The organism is Pyxidicoccus caerfyrddinensis, from assembly GCF_010894405.1.
Lineage (GTDB): Bacteria > Myxococcota > Myxococcia > Myxococcales > Myxococcaceae > Myxococcus > Myxococcus caerfyrddinensis.
On the sequence record NZ_JAAIYA010000008.1, the window covers coordinates 43,384 to 69,959 of the forward strand.

Genomic DNA, 26,576 nt, shown 5'->3' on the forward strand with positions numbered 1-26,576 from the left:
GGTGTCCTCGGCTCAGTAGGTAATCCACAGCGGGTGACGGATGAGCGCCGCGCAGACGCCAATCCAGGCGAGGCGCGTGTTCTGCGCTTCGAGCGGGAGGTAGACCTGCTCGTACAGCGCCTTCGCTTCCGCTTCCGAAGGCGGCTGTCCGAGCATGCGCAGGTAGAGCGCGCCCAGGTTCTTCTGCACCGCGTCCGGGTTGCGGGTGGAGGTGTCGGCGAGCGTCACGTGGCGCAGCACCGCCGGGTTGTTCTTCTTGTCCACCGCGCGGGCGCACCAGGCCTGCGACATCTGGACCAGCGTCTGCGCCGCGGAGGGGCCGAAGCCCACGTCCCGCTTGCGGTACAGGAGCGAGTTGCCGCCGCCGAGCGCTTCGAATCGCTCGATGCTGCGCGAGTCGGAGACGTACTCGTTCGAGATGCCGGGTGCCCTGTCCCCGGGCCACACGAAGAGCTTGCCGCCATTCACCACGTACGCCTTGTTGCGCCAGTTGGGGTCGCTGGTGCTGACGAAGTCCTCGAGCGTGAGCCGGAGCTGGTCCATCAGGCTCACGACCATCTCCTCGGCGGACAGCCGGCGGACGGTGAACTCTTCCGGCGACGGAGTCTCCAGCTGCCCTGGCGGCGCGGGCAGGTCTCGAATCCAGGCCTCCACCTGCTCGATGGTCAGCGTGACGCGGCCGCTGGCGACGAGCTCGCTGTAGGGCTGCCCCGGCGGCATCTGGGGATAGCTTCCAGGCGCGGCGCCCTCGAGCAGCTGCACCAGCATGCTGTTGCCGGGGTCCCCGCGCTTCACGTACTTCTCGTTGTAGACGAGCCCGCTCTCGAACGCGGCGAGCGAGGCGAAGAACGGCTTGTTGCCGGTGAGGTGGCAGCCCTCGCACGCGGGCGCGAGCGCGAGCCGTATCTCGTCATTCTTTCCGGCTGCCGCGCAGCTCACGCCACCGTCCGGCTCCGCGTCCTGGCCGTCCCGCGTGTCATTCGAGCGGGCCGTGCTCTCCCCGAAGCAGGCCGTCAGGGTGAGCGCGAGGGAGGCCAGCACGACGGCTCCCTGCCACTGTCGCAACGGGCTCATCACAGGCCCCTCCGCAGCTCGGGTTGTTCGAAGAGGTAGCGGAGGAAGGGCCGGAGCTTGCGGTCGCGTGCGACGAACTCCCTGGCGAGCTTGTCGATGAAGCCCTTCTCCGTCGCCGGGTTCAACTCCCGGCCGATGAACATCGCGTAGAGCCTGCGCGCGGCGCAGCGGTCGAACTCGCCGGAGCGGACCACGAGCTTTCCGAACCCGAGCGGGCCCATCGTGCCGTCACCGTGCTCACCGAGCAGCGTGTACGACTCGGGCATCGTGTCGAGCAGCACTGCTTCCGGATTGGCCTTGAGCTGCTCGGGGGTGATGGGAGTCAGCAGGGTGTTGGGAAGGAACGCGTTCCTCCAGCGATATCCCGGCGAGGTGCCGATGTGCGGGTACTGCCCGGACAGCCACTCCTTCGTGATGCGATTCTTTCCCACGCCCGGGAGGAAGGGCCACGGGACGTAGTAGCTGGGGAACGGGGTGAAGTCCCACCGCTTGAAGGAGATGGCCGCGGGGTCGAGCGTCTTGTGGCAGTGCAGGCACGTGCCGCCAGTCGCCGGGTCGACCTCATACGGAGGGAAGTGCACGTCCGAGGGAGGCGGCGAGAAGGTCTGGCAGGCGAACATCTCGAGGAAGCGCGCGGCCCGGACGCGCTCGCGAGGGAATGAGGACAGCGCGCCAATCATGGTGAGCACCCCGGCGGTGGGCAGGCCCTTCGGCGCTTCCGTCGTGGTGCGGGGGTCGAAGCGGTAGGTGCGCTCGAGGCTGCCGGAGCGGGCCCCGTCGCTGGTGAGCGCGAGGTGGAAGGGCTCCAGGTCCTCGACCACGAACTCGCGCCACGCCTGCGGGTCATTCGGCGCCGGGTGCAGCGGGTCTCGAGGTGCGGTGTCCGCGTCCGGGCGCCACCACGTGGTGTTCGCGTCCAGCGCGTTGCTGCCCATCTGCCGGCCGAAGCGCACGTACAGCGCGCGCAGCCAGTTGGTTCCGACCGAGTAGTTGCCGAGGACGAGGTCCGAGAGCGGCCGGTCGTGCCACGCGAGGTGTGCGAGCAGGCGCGCGGGTTCCTCGTACGGATGGCGCCGTTGCACACCGAGGTCGTGGTTGCTCGCGCTGCCCAGGCCCGCGAGCGGCGAGCACCAGACCAGATTGGGTCCGCAGCCGCACCCGGTGGGCAGCATGGGGTCGTAGTAGCCGCCGTTCGCGACGCCGCAGTCGAGCGCCTTCCCATTGACGTCGAGGACCTGGGTGACGGCGGAGCCGGCCTTGCCGAGCACCTCGACCGTCGTTCCCGGCGCCCACCACGGTTCGACCGGGTGCACCTCGGGCACGGCGGGATTGCCGGCTGCATCCTGGTCCGTGCACTGCTTGCCCGGGTCCCCCGAGCCGAACTCGTTCACGTGGTAGTACGCGCCCGGGTGCTGGCTGTTGGCGGGACACTTGAAGAGGTGCCCGGACATGTCGCCCTGATACGCGTCGCCAGAAGCGCCGGTGGTGTACGCGCCCACCGCGAGCCACTCGTGTCCGAAGCGCAGCATCCGCTCGTAGAACTTCGGCGAGGCAAGCACGTCATCGAGCGCCGAGCGCAGGAGCGCTTCGCGCGCTTCAGGCGTGGCCGCGGCCGCCATCGCTTCGTACTGCTCGACGGTCGGCGTCGTCCCCGTGAGCCCGAGCACGATGCGCCGCAGGAGCCGCGTTCCGCTCAGCTCGTCATGGAGAGGCTCGACCACCGGAGGCGGCTCGGGAGTGCATTGCTGGGCGTGCGCGTCGGCTCCGATGAGGCCGGAAGCCACGAACAGCACGGTCAGCACGGCCGCGCGATTCAAGTGCAGGTGCCAGTGCATCCACGGACATTACCGGGCCAATGTTTTCGAGGCAAAGGATGTCCGCCCAGAGGAGCTCGCGTGCGACGCGAAGATTCAATGCAAAAGAAATCAAGCGCGCGCGTCCGCAACCCGAATGGACTGAACGTCGCCTCTATCAGGCGACGCCGGGAAGAGGCTCCCGGGAGGAGGAGGCCGGAGCGCCCAGGCGGGCATCTCGCACGCTGTCGACGACGGCCACCCAGTCCCCCACCTTGACGGCCTCGAAGAGGACGAGGATGGCGGCGTTGTCGTGGCGGATGCACCCGTGCGAGACGTCCTCGCCCAGCCGTGTCGGCGCGTTGGTGCCGTGGAGCTCCTCGCCCGAGCGGGAGCCATCCGCCCATGACAGGTCGATGATGCATGGGCCGTAGACGAGACCGCCCCACAGCTTCAGGCCCAGGGCCCGTGCGGCCGCCGCTCCCAGCTTCGCGCTGACCTTCTTCAGGCCCCTGTCTGTCGGGGTGGCCCTCGCCCCCACGGCGTTGCCGAAGATGCCCTGCAGCCCGCCCTGCGCGTCGAAGAGGAAGGTCCGGTGCTCGTTCTTCACCACCAGCACGCGCAGCGGGGTGCCGTCGTAGCGTGGCACCGGAACGTTGTGCAGCTGGCCGCGCTGATTCGGAAGCGGAGCAAGCGTGTCGAGGGCACGCAGGGTGGCCGCATCCACCACGCCTGTGGGCTGGACGTCGGAGAAGGCAGATTGGGCGTGCACCTGGAAGTTGCGGACCGCCTTGAGCGACTGCGGACCGAAGGCGCCATCCGCGCCGCCGTGCAGGCTGAAGCCCATGTCGAGCAGGGCCTGCTGCACGGACTGCGCGCCCATGCCCCTGGCGTTGCGGCCGAGCGTCGCCCGGCCGGTGAGCACCTGTGTCAGCTCGGGCTCGGCGGCGAAGCGGCCATTGCGGAGGGTGGTGGAATCAGCGGGAGTCGTGGACATGGGATTCCTCGTGCGTGGTGAAGCGCGGAAACAACCCGGGGGCGAAGGCCAGCGCCGTCAGGCGACCGCCACGGAAGGCCGCTGCGGCGCATCCCCGTAGGAGCGGAACTCCCACCCCTCCGCCTGGAGGCCGAGGATGAAGTTCTTCAGGTCCCTGGCCGTGGCCTGATTCACGTGCATGAGCATGTCCAGCGGCTGGCCCTGCCTGCCGTAGAGCCCCTTCCAGCGCTTGCGGGACGGATAACACTTCTGCGTGTCGGCCAGGCCGCGGGGGGCCTTCCAGTCGTTGGTGTCCACGTCCCACCCGGTGAGCTGCAGGCCCAGCTCGGCCGCCACCTTCAGCAGCACCGGGCACTTCGGGCCCACCCACCCGGCGCCGTACGGCGGCCGCAGCCGGTTGGGGCGCACGCCCGCGGTCTGGAAGATGAGGTCCTGCGTCCGCTGGAGCGACTGGCAGAGCTGCGCCTCCGGCAGCTTGGGAAGCGCCACGTGGCTCCAGGCATGACTCTGGAGGATGTGGCCGCGCTCGGCGATGAGCTTGATCAGCGCCGGCTGCTTCTGCACCTCTTCGCCGAGCACGTAGAAGACACCCTGGATGCGCTGGGCATCCAGGATGTCCAGCGTGGTCTTCAGGGCCCAATCCCTGCCCTTGTCGTCGAGCGGGCCGTCATCGAAGGTAAGGATGGCACCAGGTGTGGGGTTCATTCGTCAGACCTTTCTTCCGGCGTCCGGATAACCCGGGGCGTCCAGAGGTCAGACGAACAGCGGCACGAAGAAGGTCTGGCTCCCGTACTTCTGGCCTGGCTTTGTTCACGCGCCCAACACAGGAGCGCCAACTCTCAGTAGAGGTAGTTCAGCGCAACGATGTCGTATTGGGAGAACTCGCCGGTCGAGGTCGACCTGAAGCAGGAGTTCATGAGCGACGACGGGTCCGAGGTCGGCGTCCCGGGGATGAGGATGGCACCCACGCCCGAGGAGCCTTCGTTGCCGCCGCAGCTGGCTGCGTTGAAGAAGTCCGTGTGGCGGAAACCGAGCGTATGGCCCAGTTCGTGGGTGATGAGGTGCTCGTTCACGTCAAGGCTGTAGCTCATCAGCCCGGTGCCAATGTTGATGACTCCGTAGGGACGGCCACCCGAGGGGAATCCCGAAGAGCCGCCGGCACCGCTCGTAACCTGCGCGGTGATGTTCGCGTCGCAGCCGGTGGTCGGTCCTCGCGCCATGGTGAAGCTGAGCCCCAGGACGTTGTAGTTCTGGATGGCCAGGTCGAGCCCCTGGCTGAGCCGGATGTAGCTGTTGAACGTGGAGGTGGGGTTGATGCAGATCTTCTTCACGACGGAGGTGTCGACCAGGTTGTTCGTCCTGTATTGCTCCGCGCTCCCTTCGCCGCGCTGGAGCAGCTCCCGGGACGCCTCGAGCGACACGTGAGCGTCGCGCCCCACGTACACGGCCCCCTCGGCAACCATGATGGTGTCGGCCGGATACCCGGCCTCGATGAGGTTGGAGATGATCTCCTCGTTCTCGAGCTGCGCGTCGGCGTCGGTACCGCAGGCGGTCAGCAACGCACCACAGCTCACCACGAGGACTGCCGTTCTCTTGAACATGCGGGTCTCCCTCCAGTTCTGAAGCGGTTCTTCCCACGCTCCCGACACGGGAGCGTCTGGGCGGAAGACAGACTTTATTCGAACCCCCTACCCGCAAAGCGGGTCATTTCTGACTAAACGGTAAAATGAGAACGGGACCCTCCGGCGCTGCGTCGCCCACGCCGGAGCTAGCCCGGCCGGAAGCGGCGCTCGATGCGCGAGCGCAGCAGCGCCACCAATTCCTGCGCGTCCCCGGCCAGCGCGGGCGCGAGCGAGTCCCGGTCCGCCTTGCGGATGCCGAGCGTCAGCACGGGCGCCTCGACCCGGGCCTCGTCCTTCAGCGCGCGTGCCCCCGCCTTTACCACCAGGTCCGCGGGCTCCGCCGCGATGCCGTACGGCTTGAGGTACAGGTCCGTGAAGAGCTGCTTGAGCGCTCCCACTGTCAGCGCCTCGCGCGACACGGGCACGAGCTGGAAGGCAATGCCCTTGCCCGCGAGCTTCACCACCACCTCGTCGACGAGGCCGGCCTTCAGCGCGAAGGGTAGGAGCGCCTCCTGGCCCTCGGACCAGTTGAAGAGGAAGTAGCTCTTGGCGACGTGGCCGCAGGCCGGGCACACCAGGCCATTGAGCTCATCCAGGCCCCGGGTGCGCAGCAGGTGGACGAGAAAGACGTCCGCACCACAGCCCTTGCACTGCTCGCGCGGGCCGAGGTGCGCGAGCACCCGCTGCGCCAGCATCGCGACGGTGCGGCGCTCGAGCGCGATGGGCACTCCGGCGAGCAACTCGACCGACTTGAGCTGGAGCCCGAAGCGCACCTTCCCACCCTGGAGGCGCAGCCCGAGCTCGAGGGGAGGTGGCAACCGGGTGAGCAGCTCCTCGAAGGCCGGAGCCTCCGGCCACGCCGCGGTCATGGCGGCGTAGCGCTCGGCCCAGCCCTCCCGGTTCGAGAGCGCATCGGGTGGACGCCCCGCGCGCTCGGCGAAGAAGGCCATCAACACCAGCGTGGCCTCCCATGGGGCCTGCTCCACCGCATCCTCCAGCGTCTGCGCGAGCGTGCGGGCCTCGGACGAGGCCCTTCGGCGTTCGAGCCGCTCAGCGCCCTTGCGCACGAGGGGACTCTCGAGGATGGGGTCGAAGGTGCGCAGCGCCCCTTCCGGCTTCGCTTCGGTGAGCGAGGGCTTCAAGGCGGTCAGCTCCCGGGCCGCTCGGTCGAGTCGGCCCATGCGCGCCAGGGCGTCGCGCATCGTGCGCTCGGCGTCCTCGGCGAGCTCGGTGAGGGTCTCCTGGAAGGAGTCGCGGCCCAGTTCCTGGAGCCCCGTCCATTCGGCATGGAGCCGGAAGGTGGACGTCGCTCGCAAGCGGTCGAGGTCCGCGAGCAGCGAGCGGCGAACGGGTGTCAGGGCGGCGATGCGCTGCTCCACGTGCGCGAGCCGCTCGTCCACGGACACGGACATGTCGAGCAGCTCGCCCCGGTCCACGCGGACGAGGAAGAGCTCCAGCGCGGTCCGGTCCGTCCGCTCGAAGGCGAGGTTGACCTGAACCATCAACTGGTGGAGCCGGTGCCGCTCCTCCTCCGTCCGGGCGAGGTCCGGGTGGAGCATTCGCGCGAGCTTGCGATAGAGCCGCTTGAGGGTCTGCGCCTCGGACGCGAGGTCGGGAGGGGGCGAGAGCGGCTCGGGCACGTCGTCGTCGAGCGTGGCTCCGGGCGTCCAGGGGCGCTCGCCTTCCACCTCTTCCCTGTCGGCCTGATGCGACCGCGCGGACTTCTTTCTCGACTTGCGGCCGGACACCTTCGGTTGCGGCGCACGCAGCTCCGCGTCGAGCCGCACCAGCTCGTCCTGGAGCGCCTGGAGCCGCCGGACCAGGCGCTCGCGGCGCTCGAGCTGGGCGAAGGCGACCGACAGCTCGCGCTCGTAGCGCGCGGAGAAGGCGGCCAGCTCCGAGGCGAGGGTCTCCACCTCCAGGTCGAGGGTGGAAATCGTCTCGAGCAATGCGCGGAGCCGCCGCTCGGACTCGGCGACGGCTTCTTCGGCATCAGTCTGGGTGCGCACGAGTGCGCCGGTGCGCACCAGCGCGTCGGAAGCGCTCATCCCCAGTCCTTCTACCACCAGCGTCCTCCGCACGTCTCCATGCCAGCCCGCTCACCCAGCGAGCGGGCCGCCGGGCAGCGCTTTGCGACCGTCCACCGCGAGGCCGCGACAGGCCATCCAGGCCCTCACGGCGGTGGCGGCGCGCGGCCCTATGCTGAGCGGCATGAAAATCCTCCTCGTCAACGCGCCCCACCCGGCCATTGGCAGCCGGATTCCGGACGACCACCTTCCGCCCCTGGGGCTGCTCGCGGTGGGCGGCCCGCTCCTGGACGCCGGGCACCAGGTGCAGCTGCTGGACGCGGAGTTCGGTCCCCTGAGCGAGGAGGAGATTCTGGCGCGGACCGTCGCGTATGGGCCGGACGCCATCCTGTATGGCCACTCCGGCTCCACCTCCGCGCACCCCATCATCTCGAGGCTGAGCCGGGCCGCGGCGGGCGCGCTGCCGGAGGCGTGGGTCCTCTACGGCGGCGTCTTCCCGACCTACCACTGGCGCGACATCCTCCAGGAGGAGCCGCACATCGACGTCATCGTCCGGGGCGAGGGCGAGGAGACGGCGGTGCGGCTCCTCGCCGCGCTCGAAGCGGGAGAGCCCCTGCGGACCGTGCCCGGGCTCGCCTACCGGGAGCACGGCGCGCCAGCGGCCACCGTGCCGGCGGCGGTCATCAAGGATTTGGACGCGTACCGCATCGGGTGGGAGCTCATCGACTTCCGCCGCTACAGCTACTGGGGTGGCAAGCGCGCGGTGGTGGTCCAGTTCTCCCGGGGGTGTCCGCACCTGTGCAACTACTGCGGCCAGCGAGGCTTCTGGACGAAGTGGCGCCACCGGGACCCTAAGAAGTTCGCCGCGGAGCTGGCGTGGCTGCACCGGGAGCACGGCGTGGAGGTCATCAACTTCGCGGACGAGAACCCCACCTCCTCGAAGAAGGTCTGGCGGGAGTTCCTGGAGGCGCTCATCGCCGAGAACGTGAAGCTGATTCTGGTCGGCTCGACGCGCGCGGACGACATCGTGCGAGACGCGGACATCCTGCACCTGTACCGGAAGGCGGGCTGGACGCGCTTCCTGCTGGGAATGGAGAACACGGACGAGGCGACGCTGAGCCTCATCAAGAAGGGCGGGACGACCACCGAGGACCGGGAGGCCATCCGCCTGCTGCGCGAGCACGGCATCCTGTCGATGGCCACCTGGGTGGCCGGCTTCGAGGAGGAGACGGACCGCGACTACTGGCGTGGCCTGCGCCAGCTCCTCTCGTACGACCCAGACCAGCTTCAGGCGCTCTACGTGACGCCGCACCGCTGGACGCCCTACTTCCGGCTCGCGAAGGACCGGACGGTGATTCAGCTGGACCGGAGCCGCTGGGATTACAAGCACCAGGTGCTGGCGACGCGCCACATGCCGCCGTGGCGGGTGCTGCTCTGGGTGAAGTTCATCGAGGCGGCCGTGCAGCTGCGGCCCAAGGCGCTGTGGCGGACCTTCCTCCAGCGCGACGCACGGCTGCGCCAGTCCATGCGCTGGTACACGGAGATGGGCCGCCGCGTGTTCGCGTTCGAGGTGAAGAACTTCTTCCTGCGCGACCGCCGCGTGGAGGACGGGCCCATGCTGGCGGACTTCTGGGGCGCGCCGCAGGACGCAGAGGAGAACTCGATGGTCCGGGTGGGGCTACGTCGCGAACCGCTTCCGGTAGTCCCTGGGTGAGGTGGAGAGGTTGCGCTGGAAGGTCACCCGCATCCGCTCCTCGTTCCCGAAGCCGCACATCCGGGCAATCTGGTCGACGTTGCGCTTCGACTCCTCCAGCAACCGCCGGGCCGCCTCCAGCCGCAGGACTTCAATGGCCTTCGCCGGGGTGCGGCCGGTCTTCTGCTTGTAGACGCGCGCGAAGTTGCGCGGGCTCATGCTGGCTCTCCTGGCCATCGCTTCGACCGTGAGGTCGTCACGGCCCAGGTTGCCCGCAATCCACAGGTGCAGCTCATCGAAGGCGGCGGTGTCCTTCGTCTGTGAGCGCAGCAGCTCGCTGAACTGTGACTGCCCGCCAGGTCGCTTCAGGAAGACGACCAGCTCCCTGGCCACCTTCATGGCGACGTCATGCCCATGGTCCGCGTCCACCAGTGCCAGGGCGAGGTCGATTCCCGCGCTGACGCCGGCCGAGGTCCACACGGAGCCTTCACGGACGAAGAGCGCGTCGCGGTCGACCTCGATGGAAGGGAAGCGCTCGCGCAGCCGGTCGCACATGGCCCAATGCGTTGCCGCGCGCTTGCCGTGGAGCAGTCCGGCCTGTGCCAGCAGGAAGGTGCCGCTGCAGACCGATGCGGTACGGCGGGTCGCCTTCGCCTTCCGCCGCAGCCAGTCGACCAGCCGCTCCGAGCGGGCCAGCACGTCTTCGATGTTCGGCGAGCCCGGAACGATGACGGTGTCGACCCGGACGCGCGTGAAGGCGGCGAGCGGCGACGTCTGCAACGCGACGCCCTCCGCCGTCTGCACCAGCCCGCCGTCCAGGCTCACCGTGTGGCGGAGGTACCCCGGCAAGCCCTGCTCCGCCAGGGCCTTGGACGCCGCCCAGAACACCGTCTGGGGCCCCGACAGGTCCAGCAACCCCATGTCGGGAAAGGCGACGAAGAGCACGGTGCGCGGCTTGCCGGACGCTGGCAGAAAATCCGGGTTATCTGTCATGGCTGCCACATCCTTCCCTCCGTACGTTCCCCTCGTCAACGGAGAGGCGAACATGAAAATCGTAGTCATCGGGGGCACGGGACTCATCGGAACGAAGCTGGTGAAGCGGCTTCGCGGGCAGGGCCACGAAGTGGTGGCGGCGGCGCCCAGCTCGGGCGTCAACACCCTCACGGGCGAGGGCCTGGTGGAGGCACTCACGGGCGCGCAGGTGGTCGTCGACGTGGCGAACTCACCGTCGTTCGAGGACAAGGCCGTGCTGGAGTTCTTCGAGAAGTCGGGGCGCAACCTCCTCGCGGCGGAAGAGAAGGTCGGCGTGAAGCACCACGTCGCGCTGTCGGTGGTCGGCACCGAGCGGCTGCTGGGCAGCGGCTACTTCCGCGGCAAGATGGCGCAGGAAGACCTCATCAAGGCCGGCAGGATTCCGTACACGCTCGTGCGCTCGACGCAGTTCTTCGAGTTCATGGGCGGCATCGCGCAGGCGGGTACGGAAGGGGACACGGTGCGCCTGTCCACGGCACTCATGCAGCCCATCGCGTCGGAAGACGTGGCGGACGCGGTGGCCGAAGCGGCGCTGGGCGCGCCGGTCCATGGCATCGTCGAGGTGGCCGGGCCGGAGCGCGTGCGCCTCGTCGACGTGGTCCAGCGTTTCATGAACGCGAAGCAGGACGTGCGCAAGGTCGTCGCCGACGCCCAGGCGCGCTACTTCGGAGTGGTGCTGGACGACCAGTCGCTCATGCCGGGCAGCACTCCGCGTGTCGGGACGATGCGGTTCGAAGAGTGGCTCCGCCGTTCCGCGCCATGAACACGGAAGGGTCATGACGCCGAGGGCTTCCGCTCGCGGGCATTTACGCGGCCTGCCCACTCACGCGAGACTCGGGAGCGAATGAGCCTCCCGCGACTGCTTCTCCCGCTTGCCATCTGCCTGGGCGCCTGCGTCAAGCGGGTCGACATCGAGGTCCTCGAGCCCGCCGCGCCCGCTTCCGCCGCCAGTGCCCGGCCCCTGGGCCATCTCGACAAGGACCAGATTCGCGAGGTCATCCGGGCGAACCGTGCGCAGGTCCGCGGTTGCTACGAGACGCGCCTCGAGTCCACCCCGAACCTTCGCGGCAAGGTGGCCATCCGGTTCGTCATCGGAGGAACTGGCCAGGTACTGGAGTCCAAGGTCCACGAGTCCACGGTCGGAGATGCGGAGCTGGAGGGCTGCATCGCCGCCCGCGTGGGCACTTTCCGGTTCCCGCCCACGGGTGGCGGTGTCGTCGTTGTCACCTACCCCTTCATCTTCAAGACGGCCCAGGAAGGCTGAAGCTCCGGCGAGAGGTGCTACGTCACAGGGACAATGATGCCCAAGCTCCGCGAGAACCTGACGTACTACGCGTGCTCCGCCGGCCTGCTGATCCCCCTTCTCTATTTCGGGGTCCAGCTCACGGCCATGCCCTTCGCACCGGGCTACAGCGTGTTGAAGCAAACGGCGAGCGAGCTTGGCATGGCCACGGTTTCGACCGCGCCGCAGGTGTTCAACTTCGGCACGATGTTGCGTGGCGCGGTCATGCTGGTGGCCGCAGTCGGATTCCTGGGTGCCTTGAAGCGGATGGACGTCGGCCCCTTCAGCACCTGGCTGACCACGTTGTCGATGGTCTCGATTGCCTTCAACGACCTCGGCGCGGGACTGTTCCCCCTGCCCGATGATCGCCATGAAGGCGTCTTCCTGCTGGGCTATGTGTTCTGGCCACTGAGCCTTCTTGCGGCAATCTGGCGCTCGCCCGAGGCTCGCGCCTTCAAGACGTACATGCTCCTGAACGTCGTGCTCACCTATGGGCTCCTGGCCGCCAGAGGTGTCCTGGGCGACGCATTCATGCCCGCGGGCTTGTTTCAGCGGGTCTTCGGGCTGGTCACCGTGGTGCCCATTGGCGCAGCGGCGTGGTTCGTGGGTCGCGCGTTCAAGGGTCCCCAACGGTGAGTCTCTTCGGGCCATCGGACCGGGCCCGGCTGACGCGGTAGACTGTGACGCCATGATCTTCCGTGGGAAAGCGCCCCGGACGCGCTCCGAGCTCATCGCCGAGGCGGAGCGTGCTCGCGCCAAGGGCCGCATCAAGAAGGCCGTCGAGGCCTATCGCAAGGCGCTGGAGCTCGAGCCGGGAGACCCGGTCATCCACGGCAAGCTGGCACCGCTCCTGGCCCGAGTGAAGCAGCCCGAAGCCGCGCTCCAGAGCTTCCATGCGGCGGCGAAGGGGTACCTGGACAAGGGGTTCGCGGACAAGGCCATCGCTGTCTACACGCAGGCGGCGGATACGTTCCCCCACCGGGTGGACCTCTGGCAGCAGCTGGCGCAGCTCAGCCTCTCCAAGGGACACCGCGTCGACGCGGTGAGAGCCCTGCTTCGCGGACGATTCCACCTCCGCCACCGGAACGAGCGGCGCGACGCCATACTCCTCCTGAAGGAGGTGCTGGCGCTCGATTCCTCCCTCCTGGAGGTGAAGCTGGACCTGGCCTTGCTGCTGGCCAGCGAGGGGCAGCGCGCCGAGGCACTGGCGTTGCTCGAGCCGCTGACCCGCGAGCCGCCGGGGCCGAAGCGCGCGAAGGTGAACTGGACGCTCCTGCGCATCTCGCCGGGCCTGGGGACAGGATGGCGCTGGTTGCGCTCCGCCCTGGCGCGGCACTGAAGCCGCACCGGCCCGTCCGCGGAGTCGGGCCCCGGGAAGATCCGGGCGACCCGTCGTTCCCTTTCCCATGCCCCATTCTTCGCAGCACTCCTCGCGAACCCGAGGAGCCAGGATGCGCCGTGCCGTCATCAGCTTGATAGGAGTCCTGGGGCTCCACACGGGATGCGATTCCGTGGCGGGGGTCGCTTCACCCGCGCCCGAGGCGCAGACGGCCTCGAAGGCCGTGTGCACCCCGCCACCTGTCGACGAGGAGTTCCCCGACGACCCCTCGAACCCGAACTTCCCCCAGGGCTGGGTCGTCTTCACGCAGGTCCCCGGCACGACCGACGATACCCATGCCCTGCAACAGGCGCTCGATGCCCTCGATCCCCCGGGCTGCGGCGCGCCGCCCTGCCGCAACACGCTCTTCCTTCCTCGCGGCGACTACAACATCTCGGGGACCCTCTACATGGCGACCCGAGGCATCCGCATCATCGGTGCCGACCCCTCGAGCACTCGCATCCACTGGAGGGGACAGCCGTATGTCAACGCCACGGAGATCAGCCTGGGCAACGTTGGCGTCTTCCATGGACCCGACCGGGACTCGCTGTGGGGGTTCGACTCCAGCAACTACCCGGACGTGGTCGAGTCGCTCGCCCCGCCCTACCCTCAACCCACCCGCCCCAAGTCGTGGATGTTCCTGCTCAATGGCGCGGGCGGGGGTGAGATCAAGCGGCTGACGCTCGACGGCGCCGGACGCGCGGAAGCGGCGATCCGCATCGCGAACAACCGCGGCCTCCGGCCGAACAGCAGCTGGGTGGACGCCAGCGGCCGGTTGCACGGGAGCAATGCGAGCGGATTCCGCTTCACCGACCTGATCATCGCCGACTCCGCCCGAGGCATCTGGGTCGGCTACTTCGATCCGGTCCTCGGGAACTCGGCGAACGACGACGAGGGCTACATCCTCCGCACCCGTTTCCTGCGGATTGGCAAGGCGCACTCGGTGGACGTCGGGTTGCCCCCGGGCGCGGCGCAGGCCGGCGTGCTGTTGAGCGCGCAGCAGACCTACAACTGGGACATCCAGGACTCGTCGTTCGAGGACTGCGACGCGGGCATCGTGGCGGCGGTCGGCGGCTTCAACGCCTGGCACAATGTCTTCACCGGCTCGCGGGTCAGTGATTTGTACCTCGGCGGCTCGGGGGGCCGGTTCGAGGCGCGCGACAACACCTCGCAGGGCTCGTGGCGCTTCGTGCTCACCGACGGGAGCGACGAGAACGGCCACTTCGTCCCCCTGGTGAACCCCCAGAGTCAGAGCAACCAGGGCGCCGGCTGGTACAAGCCCATCATCCTCGCCAACAACGCCGTGCTGGCGCCCCGCTGGGCGGCGCTCGACCTGCGGACCCAGGCGGCGTTGATCATCGACAACACCCTGCAGAGCGCGACGTTCCCGGACGGCTCCGTCCACGCGCCGATCCAGTTCACCATCGGGCCCGGCTACCAGTCGGCGGGCACGTACTCGCCCAACAACCTGACAATCATTGGCAATGCGTTCAGCGGCACCGATACCACCGCCGCATCGCTCGTCTCCAACACCTGGTGGAGGGGCTCGCTGCAAGCGGGCCAGTGGAGTGGTCCTCCACCGATGCACCTCGTGCAGTTTGGAAACGCGACGTGGCTCGGGCCGCCCACGGTTCCCGCTCCGCCGGTCGCCCCGACCTATCACGGCCGTCCGGTCGTCGAGATCACCCCCTTGATGACGGTGTCGGACATCAACCATGCGCTCATCAACGCGATGGCACTGCCGACGCGGCCGATGTTCCACTTCCAGTCCGGCGTCTACTACCTCGACTCGACCATCGTGGTGCCCGCCGGCTTCGACGGCATCCTCGCGGGCGACGGCGTGGGCACCCAGATCCTGCCCGACTTCCAGAGCTACGCGGGGGTGCCGGGCACGACGTATCTCGACCTTCCGCCCGGCTCGACGTTCCCGCTCTTCAAGCTGCTGGCTCCGGCGCGGGCGACGGTCCGAGATCTGCTCATCCAGACCGCGGGCTCAGCTTCCGCGGGGACCGCCGACCCGGCGAGGCCGCAGGTGCGCGCGTTCGTCATCAACAGCTTCGACAGCGTCGGTGACCAGACCTACCTCCGTCAGACGCTCGTCTCGGCGAGCAATGCGGACAAGGCGCTGAGCAACGGCGTGCTGGCCGACACCTTCAGCCGCAGCCTGATGGTGGATGGCCTCGACGCCAACCTCGTGCGCTCCGACAAGGGCGCCTTCGGCGCGGCGAACATCGGCGTGCTGGTTCGCGGCTCGCCGACGGCTCCTCCGAGCCAGGCCGGCGTGCGGCTCAACGGAGGCAGCGCCGGACTCACCTGGCGCAGCGTGCTGCGCACCGAGCGCAACGCCATCCTCGTCGAGCAGGGTGTCGAGCACGAGAGCGTGCTGGGGTACGACCTGTCGAATGACGGTGGGCCCGACGGCGCCTCGGGGAGGGTGACGCTCGCGGGCTCGAGCAACCTGATTGTTCCGACCTATCCGCTCCCGTTGACCCTCCAGTACGGCGACCTGAACGCGACCGGGTTTCAGGGCAACCTGACCGTCCTCGCCAAGAACTCCGACATGCACGTGGTGCGCGGCGGCACTCCCCACGGGGACGACGGCACGCTCCTGCTCGGCTACCTGTTCGAGAACCACACGCCCATCGCCCCCTGGGCGCAGGGCCTGGCCCCCGTCTATGACCCCATCGCACTGCCGAATCAGCCGATGCCCTGTGGCCCCGTGCAGAGCATCGCCTCTCCCTTCCTGGCGAAGCAGAACCGGGCCTACGCCTCGGTCAACGGCGGCTTCGGCTACAAGGACTGCGTCGAGATCAACACGATCAGCGGCGGCGTCCCTGCGGAGACCTCGTTCATGTCGCTGCTGCTGCGCGACTTCCGCGCGTCGCACGTCCTGCCATGGACGCGCACCTGCCAGACGGACCTGGCCGACCTCGTCATCGATCGCGTCGACGTCTCGTTCTTCGATCCGGTTGGCAACATCCAGACCGGCAAGGTGCTCTCCTACGGAGGCGCCATCCACCTCCGCAAGGTGACGGCCGCCGGCAACCAGTAACCTATACTTCTCCAGCCTTATGCACGCCCCCTTACTCTTTCTCAAATTCGTAAATAACGCCTTCGGGTAGGGGCGGCGGCTCGTAGGCCTCATCAATGATGACAAACAGCTCGTCCTTGAACTGCTGTCTCAAGTCTGGAGGCAGTCCCTGGGCGATTCGCCCGGCTTCCCGAATGAGTGCGTTGAATCTATCCACATCTTCTGCCTCGAGATCATGGATGTTCTTTTCCATGTGCCGGAGGAAGGCATCCGCCTCATCCCATTGGACAGACGGCACATCAGGCATAGTGTCCTGACTCAGTGATTGCCTCGGCAACGGCTGGGCGCTTGCGACACCCGAATCGAGCGCATGGCTGAGTCCAACATCCTCCGCGGGCTCCGGCATTCCTTTCGCTTGATGATTTTTCCGGTCGCCTTCCTCAGGAACTGCCTGAACGGGCGCCGTGTCCATTGCTGCCACCTGGTCGTCAAGCTTGTTTTGAAAACGCTCCGCCACTCCGAAAATGCAGATGCCGAGAATCAAAATCAAAAAGATAACATTACGCATGCAGCCACCCGGCTAGCTGGGCATCAGCTTTCCATGACGTTTTCGCGATGCACGGAAAGTGCGTATTGCCGCGCTCAGCATCAACAAAGACACAGTGAGCAGAAGCATCGAACCATCACCGTGCCTGACATAGAAAGTCGCTTCGGTTTGCTGAACAGGGACATCCCAGACCTGAAATCCTTCTGGATGGCCTTTGGCGATTGCCGGGCCGGAAATGGGCAGGACGACCTGCCCGTCCAGTCCAATCAGAGCGCTGATTCCAGTATTCGCGGCGCGAATCAGTGCGCGTCGTGTCTCAACGGCGCGTATTCTCACCAACTCAAAATGCTGGTGTATCGCAATCGTGTTGGTAAACCATCCGTCCTGCGTGAGGTTGACTATATATTCCGGATTGAAATCTCCTGAGCTGAAGAAGGAACGGGCATGGCCAGCAAAGACGCCTTCATAACAGACGAGTGGAAGGAACCGGCTGTGTGCAAGGGGATTCTTTGGAAGGCCATATGAGATCACGTTCTGCTTTGTGCCCGGCAGATACTGCCTTGCCAATACGTCCTGCGGGACGCGCTCGAGCAAATGGAGTGCTTCCAAGATGCCTGCGAATGGGATGATCTCTCCAACCGGGAACAGGATGTTTTTTTCGTAGGAGTCGCCTCTGTGTCCGTCTGGAGAAAACAACACAGTCGAGTTGACGGCCACACCGTTGGATTGCCACGGCTTGCCGGTTCCTTGCACGATGGCCGGTTCGTTGAAAAAGATGCTGACTCCCTGCTCTCCTGCCATTGCGGTGATCATGTCCACCAGGGGCGGCGCGTAGAGTCTCCACTTTCGCGTCAGCTCGTTCGCGTTGGTCGACGAGTAGGGTACGGCCGCCTCTGGCAGTACGATCATATCCAGTCTGTATCCGGCGGCTTTACTGGAGGCACGTATCAGCCTCGGGATTGTGTCGCCAACCAACTTGTATACCGCATCGCGAGCGGTCGCCAGACTACTGTTCTCCACCAGCAGCGAATCAGGCTGGATGGCCGCAATTCGAACAGTAGGCAATTCAGCTTGCTGGGCGCGCACGTCGCTCAACCGCGTAACCCCAAACACCAGGCTGCCGAATAGAATCACCAGCGCCAGGCTGTCGAAGGTATTTGAAGAAAGAACGAGCGGATGCTTCAAACGATACGACCGGCATATCGTGGCTGCGTATTGATAAATGAAGAAGTTGACGGAGAACAACAGGAAGGCCAGCCCAAGCACGCCAGTGTACTCGACGACCTGAACGAGATACACATTGCCTGTGATCAGATTTCCCCAGGACACCGGTATGACTTTGGGGACCAAGCCGTCTACCAGTACGCCGACGCAAGCGACGCTCAACCAACTCAGCGACAGATACTTCTGCCATGCTTCTCTTGCGAGGAAACCAATCAACAAGACGAGACTGATTTCCCTTACTGATGAGGTCAACGCGAAAAGCAAAAATATTCCGCCGCTGATCCAGCCGTTTTCGCCGACGAGCTTTCCAGCAGATGGAATAATCCAGTGAAAGGCCGTCAACGAGAGAAATGCCGTGCTGGTCAAACCGAAAAGAACAAGTGCCCTGATGTTGTCTCTGTACTTTACGGCCCCCACGAACAGGGGGCACAGCGCAACCCAGGCCAATAAGGGGTAATTGAATGGTGCGAAGGCAAGCGTCGACAAAGCTCCATAACAAAGCCCCATCAAAGCGATGAAAATCAAATCCTTGAGTTTTGTCGACATGCCGCTAGCGCTGGCTTGAATCAACGTTGATGGGACATGCGCACTGATCGAAACGCCTGGCCGCCTACACCTCTGAGGGCACGGCTGGCTCGTGTGCATCGCTGTGCCGATGCACACGAGGTTTTGTTACTGGTTTTGTGACTGCTCGCCAGACAAGTGGAGTGCCGCACGTCGATCAATTGCGCCTTGTTTATAGGCGTACTTGATGATGAGCTTGGAGAGCTGGGGATGCGTATTTGCGTACACGGTTCTTGTTTCGTTTCGCGCCGTGATGATTGTGTCGTCCTTGATGACGATGGAAGCATCGGCGTCCATCAGCTTGCCAGAGGGATCGGTTATCACGATGCCGCCGTACTCGTGAATTGCCTTGGAGAGCTTGACGGCATCACCTTCCGGAGTCAGTGCGTTCGTCCTTGCCTCGTAAGCAAGAACCCGAATCGCCTCGGCAAGCTTGGATGCATCATTCATGTCCACGACCAGAACAGGGTTTGGTCGGCCGGAGAACGCTTCAATCACTACTGTCGCGCTATCGCCGTCTCTGTCCGCGGCGTAGCTCACGTTGAAGGATAGGCCAAGCGCGAGGAGTGACAGCTGAGCAAATTTATTTTTCATGACAGGCTTCCTGTTGGTCGCCAGGACCAGGTCAATTGATTGTCACTGCGCCGGTATCCTGAGTGGTGCTACTCGAGTAACTGCAGAAGTAGCCGCAAACCTGGGTGTACGGCCCCCGATTGGCGGACTCGATGCTATAGATTGCCTGTCCGCTCTCATCCACGTTTTTTGCATTGGTCCCGCCACGCTTGTGCGACCAACGGTCTCCGGTGTCCCTGTCTATCCGGTACCAGTGATAGTCGTATCCCGGTGCAACAACGAGCGCCAGTCTCGCCGGCCGGTCGGAGTCGCACTGCGAGGCATTTGTAGCTCCGGCAAAAAGAAATGTGTCCTTGCCGTTATACTGCTGAAGCGTGCCGTCGAGGGCCGCGTAGGTCCTCACTTCGGCGCAACTCAAGGTGTTTGCGTTGATGGGGTTGTAGCCGAAGTACGCTCTGCCGGGCTGCGCAAACGTATTTGTTGCTTCGTTTGTCGCGTAGTTGTAGCAATTGTTGTAGGAGACGCGATTGCTGGCGTTCCAGAATCCGGGGTCGTAGACAGGGGCGGTGAGGCCTGCAATCGCGCTATTGGTAGATAGCGAGAGAATGGCCAGCAGCAGGAATTCGCGAAGGCTTGTTGGGATTTTGATGTTGAAACGCACAAGACGTCCTTTCGTTGAATGTGGTTTTGTGAATCTACAGCCCGTTTTGGGTGATTGTCGGGTGGTTGTTCACCGGCTCATGCAGGCTCCTGAGCTTCTTCTCAAACAGGAAGCAGCGAAGGGGCAGGCAGACCCCGTCGGTAAGCCCCCGGGGCCTGACTCAGCCACTCCAGCACGGTGGGCTTCTGCCATCTGAGCGTCGTCCTGGCGGTCAGGAGCCTCTCGATTCCAGGAACATCCACGAGCACTTCTCCTCAGCGGATGCGCGAGAAGCCAGCCCTTTCAGATGTTGGAACGTGCAACCGGTCACTACGCCGTTCGCGTGATGGCGCGTATCAACGCCGGTGTTCGCTAGAACGTTGTAGACGTCCGCGCCTTTCATCTTCATGCGCCCCTCTTCTTCAATGGGTGGGTAGCCGAATTGGTTGGGATGTTACCATTTCAGGAGTTGATGGGGTACGCGGCCATCGAAATGACCACGAGGCACGGGAGGGTGCGGTGCTGGAGTTGGCTCGTCGCATCCCCGAGCCGCGTGCCGCGCTGGGCTAGAGACGCCAGAGGGACACAGGGGCACATGATGAAAACAAGGACAAAGAAAAACCCAGCAACCTGTTGAGATTGCTGGGCTTCTCGAGATGGTGGCGGCGGGAATCGAAGCCGCCGCCGAAAGTCCGACCGTCAGCCCACCTTCGCCACAAGTATGGGCGGCGGGGGGCCCTCTTGAGGGCGGCGGGCGGGTGTAGCGGGGCTGAGAAGAACCGCTGTCCGCGCTGGCCCGAGGTGGAAGTGCGGCCTCCTCCCCGACAGCAGCCCGGATGCGCCTTGCAGGAGGGCTTCTCCCTGCACGCCAGCACGCACCTTCACGCCAACGACAGGCAGGGACTGGAGCGCCTGTCGCGAGCGGAGGACGGCTCCGCGAAGAGAGCCCGGCTTCGGGTATCCTTCCCACACACGTCCGCGCAGAGGAGAGGACTGAGGCCATGGCCACGTTGATTCCAGCCCTCAACCAGTGCCTTGGCCGCATGCAGGCGGGGGAGAAGCGCCTTGCGCGCCGCCTCGAGGAGAAGCTCGAGGACGACTACCTCCTCTGGTACGACGTGCCGGTCGGGGCGACGGGCCATCACCCCGACTTCATCGTGCTCCACCCGCGGCGGGGCATCCTCGTCCTCGAAGTGAAGGACTGGCGACGGGAGGCCATCCAGTCCATCGACAAGGCCGGTACCACGCTCCTGACCAGCAGCGGGCCCAAGCGGGTGACCAACCCCTTCGAGCAGGCGCGCGTCCACGCGCAGCACATCAAGACCCTGCTGGAGCGGGACCCGGCGCTCACGGACGTGGGCGGCGGCTTCCAGGGCAAGCTGAGCCTTCCCTGGAGCTACGGCGTCGTCCTCTCCAACATCACCCGTCGCCAGTTCGACGAAGGGGAGCTGGGCGAGGTCCTTCCCTCCCACCGGGTCCTCTGCAAGGACGAGATGACGGAGGACATTGCTCCCGAGGCCTTCCAGCAGCGGCTCTGGAGCATGTTTCCCTGGCAGCGGGAGCGGCCGCTCACCCTGCCTCAAATCGACCGCATCCGATGGCACATCTTCCCCGAGCTGCGGCTGGGAGGCACTCAGCTGGACTTCTTCGCGGAGCCGGATGCCGAGGCGGCCCTGCCGGACCTCCTCCACATCATGGACCTGCAACAGGAGCAGCTCGCGCGCAGCCTGGGCGAGGGGCACCGGGTGATTCACGGTGTCGCGGGCTCGGGCAAGACGATGATTCTGGGCTTCCGCTGCCTCCAGCTGGCCAGGGTGCTGCGGCGTCCGGTGCTCGTGCTCTGCTTCAATCGCCCCCTGGCCGCGTGGCTCGAGCAGACGATGGCCGCGCGTGGGCTCGCGCACCAGGTGAGGGTCCGGAACTTCCATGCCTGGTGCCGGGACCAGTTGGTGCACTTCCAGGCGGGCCTGCCTCCCGACGGGCTCGCGCCCGGTGACTACGCCGAACAGCTCGCCCAGCGGGTCATCCGTGCCACCGACCAGGGACTCATCCCGCGGGGACAGTATGGCGCGGTGCTGGTGGACGAAGGACACGACTTCAAGCCGGAGTGGTTGAAGCTGGTGGCGCAGATGGTGAGCCCGGAAACCAACTCCCTCCTGATGCTGTACGACGACGCCCAGTCCATCTACCGCCGCGAGCGGTTCAGCTTCCGGAGCGTCGGCATCCAGGCCCAGGGGCGCACCACCATCCTGCGGCTCAACTATCGCAACACGGCCGAGATTCTTCGCTTCGCCGCGGCGTTCGCCAAGGACGTCCTCAAGCCGGAGGAGGCGGACGAGGACGGCGTTCCCCTCGTCCTCCCTCAAACCGCCGGGAGGCACGGCCCTCCACCCCGGCTGGTGGCCCTTCCGAGTCTCCGGGAGGAGGCCGACTACGTGGCCGGACACCTCCGGCAACTGCAAACGGAGGGCTTTCGCTGGAGCGACATGGCGCTGCTGTACCGGAGCTTCGAGGTGGGCGAGGCCGCCACCCAGCGCCTCGCGCACGCGGGCGTCCCCTTCCAATGGGTGGGAAAGCACACGCGCCAGTCGCCCCTCGATGCCGGGGAAGACTCCGTGAAGGTGCTCACCTTCCACGCCAGCAAGGGACTGGAGTTCCCCGTCGTCGCCATTCCGGGCCTTGGACGTCCGCATGCCAGGGCGGAGAGCCCCAAGGAGGAAGCCCGGTTGCTTTATGTGGCCATGACGCGGGCCATGGAGCGCCTCGTCGTCACCGGGGCGGAGGCCACGACAGGCCTCCTGCGTCCCTGAGCACGCCCGGCCGCTTCATCGCCTCTATGCTCCGGCCGCGGACGGGGCGGCCCCCTTCCCCACCCGTCCCTTCAGCTCCGCGAGCGCGGAGCCTCCCGGGCCATTGCAAGCGAGCACGTCCACGATGACGGCGGCGGGGATGGCGCGCGCGAGCAATACCCCGTTGGGTGCACGGAAGATGCGCAGCCCCGAGGCCCGCAGGCGCACAGGGGAGATGACCAGCAGCACATCCACGCCGGCCCGCTTGCCCACCTTCGAGTCCACCGCGGCAGCCAGGTGGACGTGGGTGCGCGCCGCGGAATGCACTCCCTCCCCGGAGAGGATGGCGCGCGCGGCGACCACGGACGTGCCGTGATAGAGGAGCGCGTCTCCGGACACCTCGTCCCAGCTGCGCTCCAGCCCGTCGAGCGTCACGGGGGTGCCCTCCAGGGAGTGACCCTGCACAGCGCGCACCTGCTCGCCCCGTACCTCGAAGCGGGACTTGTTGTTCTCCGCGACCACCTCGTCGAACGCCCTGTGCGAGAGCCCCGTCATCCGCAGCACGTCGACGATGGGGGCAAAGCCCGCTGAGTCCATGGCGAGGCCCGTCTCCCGGGCACCATGACGCAACAACCACGACAGCTTCTTCGACTTCTGGGCGAGTGCCTGGAATTGCTTCTCCGGGCGGTGTGCGCTGGCCATGAGCGTTCTTCCTTTCTTCTGATGCAGGAACACTAGCCGGCCCCTTCCCCGAGCACGAATCGGGACTTCTCTCCAGCTATCGAAAAGGCGGATAGTTCCACTCATGGACACGGATGGGCTTCGCGCCCTGGTGGCGTTCGCGGAGGCTGGCTGCAACCTGACGCTCGCGGGGCGCACCATCGGGCTGTCCCAGCCGGCGATGCATGCACGGCTGCAAGGGGTGGCGCGGGCACTGGAGACCGACCTCTATGAACGCCGGGGCCGGCGCCTCCAGCTCACCCCGGATGGAGCGCGCGTGCTCGCCTGGGCGCGTGACGTGCTCGAGCGTGAGCGCGCCCTGCGCGTGGAGCTGCGTCAGGGACACGCGGAGGAACGGGTGGTGCTCGCCTGTGGAGAGGGAGCGCTGGTGCATGTGGTGGCCGAGCGCATCGCTCCGCTCCTGCGCGAGCGGGCCGGCGTGCTCTCCTTCCTCGTGGTGGATGGCCCCGCCGCGGTCGCCGCGGTGGAGCGCGGCTCGGCGCACCTGGCGGTGGTGGCCGGCCCCGCTTCCAGTCCCCCGGGCCTGCGCTCGCAACCGCTCGTCACCGCCGCGCTGCTGGCCGTGGCCGCACGGCAGCATCCGCTGGCGCGGGCGGGGCGAGAGGTGGAGGTGGGGGCACTGCTCGAGCACCGACTCCTGGTGCCTCCGCTCGGCCGCGCCCTGCGCGCCACGCTGGAGGACGCCGCCGCGGCCCGTGGACGGGCACTCGAGGTCGCCGCGGAGGTGACCGGCTGGGAGGCGGTCTGCCGGCTCGCGGCCCTGGGCGTGGGGGTGGGCGTCATCAACGACGTGGTGGCCACCCCGGGCCTCGCACGCCTTGCCGTGCGCGGCCTGCCCCCGGTGACCTACCGGCTGCTGATGCGGCGTGGACGTGGCACGCGGCTCGCCGAAGAGGTGGTGCGGACCCTGCTCGGCTGACGCCTCGTCTTGAACCACCCTCCCAGCGACAGGAGCTTCACCTGACGCGGGAGTGCTCGACGAGCCTTCCGCCCACCCAGGCGCAGGGCAGCACGGTGACGCAGAGGAGCAGCGGATACCAGAGCGGCCCGAACCCGGGGCCCTGGCTCCATGCCACCGCGACGCCCACGAGGCACAGGGCCAGGCCCACGCCACCGAGCCACAGGGCATGCAGCATCGGTCTGTGGGGCGCCAGCCGTGCCGCGACGTAGCAGCCGGCGATACCGAACACGGTGCGATACGCCGTCGCCAGCGCGAAGAGCGCGTCCGACATGGTCTGCTCCATGGGAGGGAAGACTCCCGCGGCGCGCAGGACCTCGTCCGTGGCCGAGGAGAGCACGGCATTCACCAGCAGGCCCGCGAACACCGCGCCCACGCCACGCAGCACGCGACGGGAAGGCCGCGCCGCGCACCCCACCGCGCCCGCGTTCGCCGTGACAGCCACTGCGCTTCCGGAGAGGGCTCCACCTCGAAGACCTTCATCGCTCCACATGTTCTTCCTCCTTGGGGTCGGGAGGCGGAACAGGCCCACGCTGGGCCTCGAGCCGCCTTTCACACCAAGGTCGGAGCGGGGCTCGCGAATTCGACATGCCTTTTTCGCAGTGACGTCAGTCCAGGCTCTGCTGGTCATCTTCCGAGCCTTGGATGCGCTTCCAGTTCTTCTTCTGGTTGGCGTCCCACTTCAGCTTGAGCAAGAGGTAGGCGAAGGTCGTACCGGGCGAGAGCCTGAGCGTCAGGTCACCCGTGGAGCCCTCGGTGCCTTGCGCGGTGACCATCACCTCGCCGTTGGTCGCCGACAGCGCCAGCGAAGCGCTGGAGCTGAAGACCTTGGCCGTCTTCGCCTTCAGGATCATGAAGATCTGGTGCACCAGACGACCGCTGTCGCCGCACTCCTTGAGGTGGGCGAGCACGGCTGGCGAGTCGTTGGCCGCCTTGATGATGTCGCTTGGGTAGATGTCCAGCTTCACGAGGCAGAGCTGGTCGCGGCGCAGTTGCTCGTAGGCCACGGATGGCGAGAGCGTGACCGTGCCTGTGTCCGCACCCGTCCCCGTACCCATGCCTGTGCCCATTCCAGTGTCCGTGCCCATTCCAGTGTCCGTGCCCGAGACCGGCACCGACACATCCACGGCGAGATCGACCGAGCTGGTGCCGGTGAAGTCAATCCTCGCCGTGGTGGCCCGGTGCACCTTCAGCCGGGCCACCGGGATGCGGCCGAGCACTTCGATGTAGTTCTGCTTCGTCAGCGGCGTCTTCTTGTCGCCGAACGAGCCAATCACCACGCTCGGCGCATTCGCACGGAAGTAGCTGAGACCCGCGAACTTCAAACTCGTATTGGTGATTCTGGCGTCGCCAGCCATCTTGGATTCCCCCCTGAGCACCGCTGTGAGCGCGGTGACTGTCACTCAGGAGGGAGGGTGGCGCTGACGGATGTGACGGTCCGGACCCAGTCATCAGCCCGGAGGCACCCGGGCTCCGAGCGAGCCCTACTTGCTCGCCGCGATGGACTTCCGGAAGAGCGCCAGGCTGTAGACGAAGAATCCCACGCCCACCGCGCTCACCATCAGGAACTGGCGCCAGACGGCCCACAGCCCCCCGCCGCGGTAGATGATGATCTGCGAGAAGCTGACGAAGTGCCGGGAAGGCAGGAGGTACGTGACGTACTGCAGCCACTTCGGCTGGCTCTCGACGGGCGTGCTCCCGCCCGAAAGCAGCATCAGCACGAGGATCACGAGGATGATCAGCAGCGCGAACTGGGCCATCGAACGTGAAATCGTCCCCAGGAAGATGCCGAGCGCCGTGGCGAAGAACAGGTAGAGCACGACGCCGACGAACCACAGCACCACCGAGCCGGCGAACGGCACCTCCAGCACCATGTCCACGACCAGGAGGAGCGAAGCCCCGGTCGCGACGAGAATCACGAGGCTGTTGGCCCAGACCTTCGCCATCGCGATTTCGAACGAGGTCAGCGGCATCACGAGCAGGTGCTCCAGCGTTCCGTGTTCGCGCTCGCGGATGACCGCGGCGCCCGTCAGGACGACTGTGAGCAGGGTTATCTGATTGATGATGGCCACCACGCTCTTGAACCAGGACGACACCCCGTTGGGGTTGAAGAGCTTGCGAATGACCACGTTGACGGGCTTCGGCCCCGTCTCCTCCGTGCGCTTGAGAAAGGACGCAATCCGGTCGTGGACGATGTTCTTGATGTAGCCGGAGCCGATGCCCGCCTGCTGCATGGCGGTCGCGTCGATGTTCACCTGGATGTCCGGGTTGCGCCCCGCGCGAAGGTCGTGCTCGAAGCGGGGCGGAATCACGACGACGAACATGAACCGACCTCTGTCCATGTCCGCCTGGACCGCATCGGGGGAGATGATCTCAGGCAGCTTGAAACGGGGCGGATAGAAGGCGTTGAGCAATTCCTTGGACAACGCGGACCCGTCCTCGTCGACGAAGGCAATCGAGGCGTTGTTCACCTCGCTCGAGGTCCCCGTGGCCTGAACATAGATTGCCAGGGTGAACGCATAGATGACGAACACGACCATCACCACGTCGCTCAGCAGGCTGCGAAGCTCCTTGAGCCCGAGCCACAGAATGTTCAGCAGCGAGTTCACCC

Annotated in this window: 23 protein-coding genes; 8 read left to right on the forward strand and 15 right to left on the reverse strand. The window is 66.4% G+C overall.

What is annotated here, in order from left to right; genetic code table 11:
• Window positions 1-12 precede the first annotated feature (12 nt).
• The 6 genes from G4D86_RS19975 to G4D86_RS20000 all read right to left on the reverse strand — a co-directional run bounded on the left by G4D86_RS19975 (window position 13) and on the right by G4D86_RS20000 (window position 7,534).
• Window positions 13-1,074: a hypothetical protein gene (locus G4D86_RS19975; RefSeq protein ID WP_240360361.1), complete on the reverse strand. Its 1,062-nt coding sequence runs from the start codon at window positions 1,072-1,074 to the stop codon at window positions 13-15.
• The gene (locus tag G4D86_RS19980) at window positions 1,074-2,876 is read right to left on the reverse strand and encodes a DUF1549 domain-containing protein (protein WP_240360362.1); all 1,803 of its coding nucleotides are present in this window, start codon (window positions 2,874-2,876) and stop codon (window positions 1,074-1,076) included. The genes G4D86_RS19975 and G4D86_RS19980 overlap by 1 nt, the downstream gene beginning before the upstream one ends.
• A gap of 169 nt (window positions 2,877-3,045) precedes the next feature.
• The gene (locus G4D86_RS19985; protein ID WP_163995594.1) at window positions 3,046-3,864 is read right to left on the reverse strand and encodes a L,D-transpeptidase family protein; all 819 of its coding nucleotides are present in this window, start codon (window positions 3,862-3,864) and stop codon (window positions 3,046-3,048) included.
• Between the two features lie 57 nt (window positions 3,865-3,921).
• A complete protein-coding gene (locus G4D86_RS19990) occupies window positions 3,922-4,569 on the reverse strand; it encodes a polysaccharide deacetylase family protein (RefSeq protein ID WP_163995595.1) in 648 nt (215 codons plus the stop codon).
• Between the two features lie 134 nt (window positions 4,570-4,703).
• Window positions 4,704-5,465: a M57 family metalloprotease gene (locus G4D86_RS19995; RefSeq protein WP_163995596.1), complete on the reverse strand. Its 762-nt coding sequence runs from the start codon at window positions 5,463-5,465 to the stop codon at window positions 4,704-4,706.
• A 167-nt stretch (window positions 5,466-5,632) separates the two neighbouring features.
• Window positions 5,633-7,534 carry a J domain-containing protein gene (locus G4D86_RS20000; RefSeq protein ID WP_163995597.1) on the reverse strand — a complete coding sequence of 634 codons (1,902 nt, stop codon included), beginning with the start codon at window positions 7,532-7,534 and terminating at the stop codon, window positions 5,633-5,635.
• A gap of 163 nt (window positions 7,535-7,697) precedes the next feature.
• Between G4D86_RS20000 and bchE the strand changes: the two genes are divergently transcribed.
• A complete protein-coding gene (gene bchE, locus G4D86_RS20005; RefSeq protein WP_163995598.1) occupies window positions 7,698-9,227 on the forward strand; it encodes a magnesium-protoporphyrin IX monomethyl ester anaerobic oxidative cyclase in 1,530 nt (509 codons plus the stop codon).
• Here bchE and G4D86_RS20010 read toward each other — a convergent pair.
• Window positions 9,192-10,199 (reverse strand): GlxA family transcriptional regulator, encoded by a 1,008-nt coding sequence (locus G4D86_RS20010; RefSeq protein WP_163995599.1) that lies wholly within the window; start codon window positions 10,197-10,199, stop codon window positions 9,192-9,194. The genes bchE and G4D86_RS20010 overlap by 36 nt on opposite strands.
• A gap of 52 nt (window positions 10,200-10,251) precedes the next feature.
• Here G4D86_RS20010 and G4D86_RS20015 point away from each other — a divergent pair, with 52 nt between their 5' ends.
• From G4D86_RS20015 to G4D86_RS20035, 5 genes are all read left to right on the forward strand, one after another.
• On the forward strand, window positions 10,252-11,001 hold the full coding sequence (locus tag G4D86_RS20015) for an SDR family oxidoreductase (RefSeq protein ID WP_163995600.1): 750 nt from the start codon (window positions 10,252-10,254) through the stop codon (window positions 10,999-11,001).
• 81 nt (window positions 11,002-11,082) lie between these two features.
• The gene (locus G4D86_RS20020) at window positions 11,083-11,502 is read left to right on the forward strand and encodes an AgmX/PglI C-terminal domain-containing protein (RefSeq protein ID WP_163995601.1); all 420 of its coding nucleotides are present in this window, start codon (window positions 11,083-11,085) and stop codon (window positions 11,500-11,502) included.
• A gap of 33 nt (window positions 11,503-11,535) precedes the next feature.
• Window positions 11,536-12,156 carry a DUF998 domain-containing protein gene (locus G4D86_RS20025; protein ID WP_163995602.1) on the forward strand — a complete coding sequence of 207 codons (621 nt, stop codon included), beginning with the start codon at window positions 11,536-11,538 and terminating at the stop codon, window positions 12,154-12,156.
• 52 nt (window positions 12,157-12,208) lie between these two features.
• The gene (locus G4D86_RS20030; RefSeq protein WP_205519648.1) at window positions 12,209-12,859 is read left to right on the forward strand and encodes a tetratricopeptide repeat protein; all 651 of its coding nucleotides are present in this window, start codon (window positions 12,209-12,211) and stop codon (window positions 12,857-12,859) included.
• Window positions 12,860-13,031: 172 nt separating this feature from the next.
• Entirely contained in the window at window positions 13,032-15,950 is a 2,919-nt protein-coding gene (locus G4D86_RS20035; RefSeq protein WP_163995603.1) for a hypothetical protein, read from the forward strand.
• Between the two features lie 31 nt (window positions 15,951-15,981).
• Here G4D86_RS20035 and G4D86_RS20040 read toward each other — a convergent pair whose 3' ends face one another.
• From G4D86_RS20040 to G4D86_RS20055, 4 genes are all read right to left on the reverse strand, one after another.
• Entirely contained in the window at window positions 15,982-16,497 is a 516-nt protein-coding gene (locus G4D86_RS20040) for a hypothetical protein (protein WP_163995604.1), read from the reverse strand.
• Window positions 16,498-16,509: 12 nt separating this feature from the next.
• Entirely contained in the window at window positions 16,510-18,246 is a 1,737-nt protein-coding gene (gene lnt / locus G4D86_RS20045) for an apolipoprotein N-acyltransferase (RefSeq protein WP_163995605.1), read from the reverse strand.
• Window positions 18,247-18,372: 126 nt separating this feature from the next.
• On the reverse strand, window positions 18,373-18,858 hold the full coding sequence (locus tag G4D86_RS20050; RefSeq protein ID WP_163995606.1) for a hypothetical protein: 486 nt from the start codon (window positions 18,856-18,858) through the stop codon (window positions 18,373-18,375).
• A 31-nt stretch (window positions 18,859-18,889) separates the two neighbouring features.
• Window positions 18,890-19,498, reverse strand: a complete 609-nt coding sequence (locus G4D86_RS20055; protein WP_163995607.1) for a hypothetical protein — start codon at window positions 19,496-19,498, stop codon at window positions 18,890-18,892.
• Between the two features lie 980 nt (window positions 19,499-20,478).
• Between G4D86_RS20055 and G4D86_RS20060 the strand changes: the two genes are divergently transcribed.
• The gene (locus G4D86_RS20060) at window positions 20,479-22,287 is read left to right on the forward strand and encodes a 3'-5' exonuclease (protein ID WP_205519649.1); all 1,809 of its coding nucleotides are present in this window, start codon (window positions 20,479-20,481) and stop codon (window positions 22,285-22,287) included.
• Window positions 22,288-22,311: 24 nt separating this feature from the next.
• Here the strand turns inward: G4D86_RS20060 and G4D86_RS20065 are convergent, their stop codons facing one another.
• A complete protein-coding gene (locus tag G4D86_RS20065) occupies window positions 22,312-22,968 on the reverse strand; it encodes an RNA 2'-phosphotransferase (RefSeq protein WP_163995608.1) in 657 nt (218 codons plus the stop codon).
• Between the two features lie 103 nt (window positions 22,969-23,071).
• On the opposite strand from G4D86_RS20065, the gene G4D86_RS20070 reads away from it, so the two are divergent.
• Window positions 23,072-23,926 (forward strand): LysR family transcriptional regulator, encoded by an 855-nt coding sequence (locus tag G4D86_RS20070; protein WP_163995609.1) that lies wholly within the window; start codon window positions 23,072-23,074, stop codon window positions 23,924-23,926.
• Window positions 23,927-23,963: 37 nt separating this feature from the next.
• On the opposite strand, the gene G4D86_RS20075 is transcribed toward G4D86_RS20070, so the two are convergent.
• The 3 genes from G4D86_RS20075 to G4D86_RS20085 form a co-directional block, all read right to left on the reverse strand.
• Window positions 23,964-24,410, reverse strand: coding sequence for a hypothetical protein (locus G4D86_RS20075; RefSeq protein ID WP_205519650.1), 447 nt, complete (start codon window positions 24,408-24,410; stop codon window positions 23,964-23,966).
• A gap of 163 nt (window positions 24,411-24,573) precedes the next feature.
• A complete protein-coding gene (locus tag G4D86_RS20080) occupies window positions 24,574-25,323 on the reverse strand; it encodes a hypothetical protein (protein WP_163995610.1) in 750 nt (249 codons plus the stop codon).
• Between the two features lie 126 nt (window positions 25,324-25,449).
• Window positions 25,450-26,574: an ABC transporter permease gene (locus G4D86_RS20085; protein ID WP_163995611.1), complete on the reverse strand. Its 1,125-nt coding sequence runs from the start codon at window positions 26,572-26,574 to the stop codon at window positions 25,450-25,452.
• Between the last annotated feature and the right edge of the window lie 2 nt (window positions 26,575-26,576).

What these genes read in the sequence shown, in the direction of transcription:
- G4D86_RS20015 (WP_163995600.1), top strand. Translation starts at nt 10,252, where the DNA reads ATGAAAATCGTAGTCATCGGGGGCACGGGACTCATCGGAACGAAGCTG.
- G4D86_RS20070 (WP_163995609.1), top strand. Translation starts at nt 23,072, where the DNA reads ATGGACACGGATGGGCTTCGCGCCCTGGTGGCGTTCGCGGAGGCTGGC.
- G4D86_RS20040 (WP_163995604.1), bottom strand. Translation starts at nt 16,497, where the DNA reads ATGCGTAATGTTATCTTTTTGATTTTGATTCTCGGCATCTGCATTTTC.
- G4D86_RS20020 (WP_163995601.1), top strand. Translation starts at nt 11,083, where the DNA reads ATGAGCCTCCCGCGACTGCTTCTCCCGCTTGCCATCTGCCTGGGCGCC.
- G4D86_RS20080 (WP_163995610.1), bottom strand. Translation starts at nt 25,323, where the DNA reads ATGGCTGGCGACGCCAGAATCACCAATACGAGTTTGAAGTTCGCGGGT.
- G4D86_RS20065 (WP_163995608.1), bottom strand. Translation starts at nt 22,968, where the DNA reads ATGGCCAGCGCACACCGCCCGGAGAAGCAATTCCAGGCACTCGCCCAG.
- G4D86_RS20060 (WP_205519649.1), top strand. Translation starts at nt 20,479, where the DNA reads ATGGCCACGTTGATTCCAGCCCTCAACCAGTGCCTTGGCCGCATGCAG.
- G4D86_RS19990 (WP_163995595.1), bottom strand. Translation starts at nt 4,569, where the DNA reads ATGAACCCCACACCTGGTGCCATCCTTACCTTCGATGACGGCCCGCTC.
- lnt (WP_163995605.1), bottom strand. Translation starts at nt 18,246, where the DNA reads ATGTCGACAAAACTCAAGGATTTGATTTTCATCGCTTTGATGGGGCTT.
- G4D86_RS20010 (WP_163995599.1), bottom strand. Translation starts at nt 10,199, where the DNA reads ATGACAGATAACCCGGATTTTCTGCCAGCGTCCGGCAAGCCGCGCACC.
- G4D86_RS20025 (WP_163995602.1), top strand. Translation starts at nt 11,536, where the DNA reads ATGATGCCCAAGCTCCGCGAGAACCTGACGTACTACGCGTGCTCCGCC.
- G4D86_RS20050 (WP_163995606.1), bottom strand. Translation starts at nt 18,858, where the DNA reads ATGAAAAATAAATTTGCTCAGCTGTCACTCCTCGCGCTTGGCCTATCC.
- bchE (WP_163995598.1), top strand. Translation starts at nt 7,698, where the DNA reads ATGAAAATCCTCCTCGTCAACGCGCCCCACCCGGCCATTGGCAGCCGG.
- G4D86_RS19995 (WP_163995596.1), bottom strand. Translation starts at nt 5,465, where the DNA reads ATGTTCAAGAGAACGGCAGTCCTCGTGGTGAGCTGTGGTGCGTTGCTG.
- G4D86_RS19975 (WP_240360361.1), bottom strand. Translation starts at nt 1,074, where the DNA reads ATGAGCCCGTTGCGACAGTGGCAGGGAGCCGTCGTGCTGGCCTCCCTC.
- G4D86_RS20000 (WP_163995597.1), bottom strand. Translation starts at nt 7,534, where the DNA reads ATGAGCGCTTCCGACGCGCTGGTGCGCACCGGCGCACTCGTGCGCACC.
- G4D86_RS19985 (WP_163995594.1), bottom strand. Translation starts at nt 3,864, where the DNA reads ATGTCCACGACTCCCGCTGATTCCACCACCCTCCGCAATGGCCGCTTC.
- G4D86_RS20030 (WP_205519648.1), top strand. Translation starts at nt 12,209, where the DNA reads ATGATCTTCCGTGGGAAAGCGCCCCGGACGCGCTCCGAGCTCATCGCC.